The 4,841-nt window shown below is 33.5% G+C and carries 4 protein-coding genes; 3 read left to right on the top strand and 1 reads right to left on the bottom strand.

What is annotated here, in order from left to right:
* Nucleotides 1-392 precede the first annotated feature (392 nt).
* Both purD and N4A57_RS14285 read left to right on the top strand, forming a co-directional pair.
* Complete coding sequence (purD, locus tag N4A57_RS14290) at nucleotides 393-1,637, top strand: phosphoribosylamine--glycine ligase (RefSeq protein WP_293658675.1); 1,245 nt, start codon at nucleotides 393-395, stop codon at nucleotides 1,635-1,637.
* Between the two features lie 297 nt (nucleotides 1,638-1,934).
* On the top strand, nucleotides 1,935-2,246 hold the full coding sequence (locus tag N4A57_RS14285) for a YbjQ family protein (protein ID WP_293658674.1): 312 nt from the start codon (nucleotides 1,935-1,937) through the stop codon (nucleotides 2,244-2,246).
* Nucleotides 2,247-2,289: 43 nt separating this feature from the next.
* Here the strand turns inward: N4A57_RS14285 and N4A57_RS14280 are convergent, their stop codons facing one another.
* The gene (locus tag N4A57_RS14280) at nucleotides 2,290-3,546 is read right to left on the bottom strand and encodes an MFS transporter (RefSeq protein ID WP_293658673.1); all 1,257 of its coding nucleotides are present in this window, start codon (nucleotides 3,544-3,546) and stop codon (nucleotides 2,290-2,292) included.
* A 320-nt stretch (nucleotides 3,547-3,866) separates the two neighbouring features.
* Here N4A57_RS14280 and N4A57_RS14275 point away from each other — a divergent pair.
* On the top strand, nucleotides 3,867-4,841 hold a 975-nt coding region (locus N4A57_RS14275; protein ID WP_293658672.1), incomplete at its 3' end, for a leucine-rich repeat protein.

Below are 4,841 nucleotides of genomic sequence, written 5' to 3'. Positions count from 1 at the left end.
CGTGTAATGTTGTTACTGGCATCGCTGGTCTACCCATGATTAGGACTCCTTTTCTTATACTATAGATATCTATAATATAAGTTTTTGGAGAAAAAAATTTTATATTCAGTATAAAGCAATTTTAAAACCAAGAAATCTATATAGATTTCGTAATGATAAATTAGCTTTATACAAAAATGTTTTTGGTAATTAAAGGGTTTGTTGGATTTGGTTAGCCGTTAATCGTTAGTCGTCTTTCGTTAAAACCAATAACTACTAACGACGAACGACTAACCTAGCAAAATTAATTCTATGTTTTTCCATAAAGATAAATGTATAAAGCAATTTTAAAACCAAGAAATCTATAAGTGTTGAGAGGTTAAAAGTCTTAACATGACTAGGGGAGGTAGAACATGAAGGTATTAGTAGTTGGAAGTGGGGCTAGGGAACATGTAATTGGTTGGAAGCTAAGTGAGAGCCCACAGGTAGATAAAATATACTTTGCACCAGGAAATGGCGGAACTGAGACTATTGGTGTAAATATTCATATAAGTGAAACAGAAATAGATAAATTAAAGGATTTTGCAAAGACAAATAATATAGATCTAACTGTAGTAGGTCCAGAAGTTCCCTTAGTTATGGGAATCGTGGACCAGTTTGAAAATGATAATTTAAGGATATTTGGTCCTAATAGGGAATGTTCAAAACTTGAAGGAAGTAAGGCCTTTACTAAGAAGTTTTTAATTGAAAATAATATACCTACTGCTAAATATGTTAGAGTAGATAATTCTGAGGACGCAATAAAAAATTTAGAGGAATTTACATATCCAGTGGTCATAAAGGCCGATGGTTTAGCTGCTGGAAAGGGAGTAATAATAGCTAAAGATTTTAATGAGGCTAAGGATGCCATAGACACCATAATGGTGCAAAAAAAGTTTGGTCAATCGGGAAATGAAGTGGTTATGGAAGAATTTTTAGAGGGTATAGAGTGTTCTTTATTATGTTTTGTAGATGGAGATCACATAGTTCCTATGGAGAGTGCTAAGGATTACAAGGCCATCTATGATAATGACTTAGGCCCTAATACGGGAGGAATGGGTACCTACTCTCCTAATGTGTTATACGATCATGAGTACAAATATGTGGTAGAAGAAGAAATATTAAAGAAAATGGTAGGGGGATTTAATAAATACAAATTAAACTATAAGGGTATTTTATTCATTGGTCTTATGATGACAAAATCTGGACCAAAGGTATTAGAGATAAACACTAGATTTGGAGATCCAGAAACTCAAGTAATACTCACAAGATTAGAAAGTGATTTATACGAAATAATGAATGAAATTATAGATGGCAATTTAAAGGATATGGATATAAAGTGGAAAGAAGAATCTAGTGTATGTGTAGTATTAGCATCTGGAGGATACCCAAATGACTATGAAAAGAATAAGGAAATAAAAATTGAAGAAAATCATTTGAAAATATTCCATGGAGGTACAAAATCTATGGGAGATAAAATTGTAACTAATGGTGGGAGAGTATTATCATTAGTTGCTTTAGGAAAAAATATGGAAGAAGCTAGAAATAAAGTATATGAATCCATTCCTAAGGTGAATTTTGAAAATATGTACTATAGAAAAGATATAGGAAAGATTTAAATATAGCTTTCGTATTTATAAACCGGCTTTATCTGAGCCTATTTCAGGAAAATATATTGAAAATTTTTTCCATTGAAGTCCTTGTCACAAGCGAAAGTATGAATCTTCGTAGATAGGTTCATGAGTCATGTTGGAGTATCATAGGAAGTTGTGACGTTCCTCAATTCCAAAAATTTTCAATATATTTTCCCTTATAGACAAGTTACTGTATAAAGAAAGCTTAGTTTTACGAAATTTATATAGATGGCGTTTATCATTCATATAATTAAGAAATAATAGTATTAAGGAGTGATAAAAGTGATTGTTGTTAATACGGATTTTATAAATGATAATAAATTAAAAACTTTAGGTATAGTAAAGGGAAGCACTGTTCAATCTAAACATGTAGGAAAGGACATATTAAGTGGACTAAAGACCCTAGTAGGTGGAGAGATTAGTGCTTATGCAGAGATGATGGAAGAGGCTAGGGAATTAGCTACTAAAAGGATGATAGAAGAAGCCCAAAGCGTAGGTGCAGACGGAATTGTAAATGTTAGATATGCTACTAATGCAGTTATGCAAGGGGCAGCAGAAGTAATGGCATATGGGACGGCAGTGAAATTTGTATAGAAAAATTATTTAAGGGATAGGCTTTTATAGCCATCCCTTAAATTCATTTTTTATTTATTCGAACCTTCAAGGGTAGGCACAAGGAAAATATGGTAGATAACAAAAATGCACAAGTGGCAAAGAGAATGGAATAATAATAAGAACCCTTTAGATCATACAAATAGGCTCCCATAAAACTGCCAAGTGCAGGGCCAATACCCATTACTATTAAAGTTGCTGCACCCCAAATTTTACCTAATGTTTTTCCACCATATATGGAGCCTATATATCCAGCAACTCCACCTGGTTCTATGGCCCAGTATACGGAAAATAGAATACAAGATATTATACTATAGATAATAGATATTTTTGTGAAAAGTAAAAGTATACAGGCAACAAAACCAATGGCTGGTGCAAATATGAGCATGGTCTTTCTTCCTATGGATTCATAAGCCTTATTTGAAACAACCCTATCGGCCAATCTCCCCATAAGAGGCATACTAAAAAGTCCAGAAAAACCAATTATTACATAAAGATTTGTAGAAGTAGTAAGGGTTAATCCTATATCTTTAGTCCAATACATTACTATCTGAGTCCATATTAAAAATTCTCCGATTATACTTGTGATAAAAGTTAAAATTGCACCCCAGATTGGGAAGGTAGAGTAGGCTTCCTTTAAACTCCAAACATATTCGTTACTTACCTCTTGTCTAGTAACACCAAAGGGAGATAAACCGTAATCAGAAGGATTTTTACGACTGAAATATGATGCTATGAGTAATAGGATGAAAACTATTAAAGCTAATACTTTCATGGCAAGTCGCCATCCTAAAGTTAATAATAATTTTTTCACACCGAGACTTAAGATTATCTGAGCAGCAGGGGCACCCATGAAGGCTATTCCCCACATGGTAGCATAGGATTTTCCCACATACCATTTACGGACGGATATGGTAGAAGATACCCATAACATACCTGTACCAACACCTGCAAATAATACATAGGGAAGTACATAGCTAATATATGAATGTGCATTACTAGTTAAATAAAAACCAAGAGCACCTCCTACAGAGGCTATAAGATAGGCAGGTCTAGTTCCCCATTTATCTATTAGGATTCCACTAAAAAATGCAGTGAAAGCATAAACACTCATCATAAGAGAATAAGCCAATGATAATTTAGAAATGCTCCATCCAAGATCCGTAGACATGGGCCCTAATAATATGGAAAAGGTAGACCTATATCCAAAGAGGCAAAATACTGCTAGCCAAGAAGCACATATAACACTGTGGCCTAGCTTTTTTCCATTTGTTTTCTTCAAGTTATCCCTCCTATTATTTTTGTAAGAATATTCCTTTGTTTTCTTGTCCTTATGTAAAGTATGTTCTTTTTTTATAGGACAAATTCCTTCTAAAAGGAAAATATAATGGCAATTTGACTTCAATATGAAAAAAATAGATCATGCGTAGGAAGTGGAAAATGTTGAGAATTTGTTGAGTGGCATGTGGTAAACTTGGAAAGGTATAAAGGAATTATGGATATATTCATTAAACTGAATATATGGAGTACTGTAAAAGAAAATATTAAAGATATATAGGGGCCTAAGAGTTTGGCACATATAAATAGAAAGGGGAAGAGGATATGATTAAAAAGAACTTATCATTATTTTTAGTATTTGCAATATTATTTTCTTTAGTAGGTTTTTCAACCAAAACTACGTATGCATTAGAGGCGCATGTAGTTAACCTTGGAGACGTTACGCTTGAAGAGGTAGATGGTGGGGTGAAAATTTGTACATATAACGGGCCTCATGGAGATATTATTATTCCAAATACATTAGATGGGAAATCTGTTGTAAGCATAGGACGTTATTCATTTTATCAGGACAGACTAACAAGTGTAGTAATACCAGATAGTGTTACTTCTATAGAAAACACTGCATTTGCCTATAACAGAATAACAAGTGCAACAATACCAGACAGTGTTACTTCTATAGATGAGAGTGCATTTAAATATAATAAATTTCTAACAAGTGTGACAATAGGAGATAGTGTTACTTCTATAGGACGAGGAGCATTTAGCGATTGTGATGTACTAAAAAGTGTAACTTTTAAAGGAATGAAAGCACCAAATTTTTACAAGCCAGTACCTTCTATGCCTTGGATCAATGGGTGTTTTGATGAAATAGCTGAAGGTGCAATAGCCTATATACCAGATGGAAGTACAGGGTATGATGATACTATGTATCCATTCATTGATGGAAGTCCTTTAAAGTTATTATCAAGAGAATGTGATATAACAGAATGGAAAACACCTACTAACCTAAAGGTTAGTGAATTAACAGCTACAAAAGAAGTTGCGTATGGAACTAAAAGCATAACAATAGATGTAGGGGTGAGTGATCAAGCAGAGTGGAAACTGTACAGGGATGCATCATGTACTCAGGAAATTAATAAAACAATAAATTTAGATGTGGGAAAGAATACTGCCTACATAAAGGTAACAGCAGAGGATGGTAAAAGTAGCAAAATATATACCATAACAGTGGTAAGAAAGCTTGGAGATGTTACAGCACCCTATATAAAAGAAACAAGCCCTGGAAATAATGAACTAAAT

The sequence above is a fragment of the Anaeromicrobium sp. genome (assembly GCF_025210435.1).
In the GTDB taxonomy this organism is placed as follows: Bacteria; Bacillota; Clostridia; order Peptostreptococcales; family Thermotaleaceae; genus Anaeromicrobium.
This window is presented reverse-complemented; position numbering and strand designations above follow the sequence as displayed.